Origin of the sequence: Hanstruepera flava (genome assembly GCF_023634025.1) — a bacterium.
GTDB classification, from domain to species: Bacteria; Bacteroidota; Bacteroidia; order Flavobacteriales; family Flavobacteriaceae; genus Hanstruepera; species Hanstruepera flava.
The window spans coordinates 1-784 of record NZ_JALJCW010000017.1 but is presented as its reverse complement, the minus strand read 5'-3'; the positions used below and the strand labels follow the sequence as shown (position 1 = coordinate 784).

The window sequence follows — 784 nt, the reverse complement described above, 5'->3', positions numbered from 1 at the left end:
CAACCTGTTCTTGGGATGTCACGGGTACGCAACCAGCAGAGCCAGCTACGGAATGTTGGGAAACAGCGACCTTCAACAATACAACCTGTTCTTGGGATATAACGGGTACGCAACCAGCAGAACCAGCTACGGAATGTTGGGAAACAGCGACCTTCAACAATGCAACCTGTTCTTGGGATGTCACGGGTACGCAACCAGCAGAGCCAGCTACGGAATGTTGGGAAACAGCGACCTTCAACAATACAACCTGTTCTTGGGATATAACGGGTACGCAACCAGCAGAACCAGCTACGGAATGTTGGGAAACAGCGACCTTTAACAATACAACCTGTTCTTGGGATGTCACGGGTACGCAACCAGCAGAACCAGCTACGGAATGTTGGGAAACAGCGACCTTTAACAATACAACCTGTTCTTGGGATGTAACGGGTACGCAACCAGCAGAACCGTCTACGGAATGTTGGGAAACAGCGACCTTCAACAATACAACCTGTTCTTGGGATGTAACGGGTACGCAACCAGCAGAACCAGCTACGGAATGTTGGGAAACAGCGACCTTTAACAATACAACCTGCTCATGGGATGTAACGGGTACGCAACCAGCAGAGCCAGCTACGGAATGTTGGGAAACAGCGACCTTCAACAATACAACCTGTTCTTGGGATGTCACGGGTACGCAACCAGCAGAGCCGTCTACGGAATGTTGGGAAACAGCGACCTTTAACAATACAACCTGTTCTTGGGATGTAACGGGTACGCAACCAGCAGAACCGTCTACGGAATG

Annotated in this window: 1 protein-coding gene; it reads left to right on the top strand. The window is 50.1% G+C overall.

Annotation, left to right across the window (positions count from 1 at the left end):
* Positions 1 to 784, top strand: a 784-nt coding sequence (locus MTX13_RS14460; protein WP_250437434.1) for a hypothetical protein, incomplete at both ends; no start/stop codon positions are given.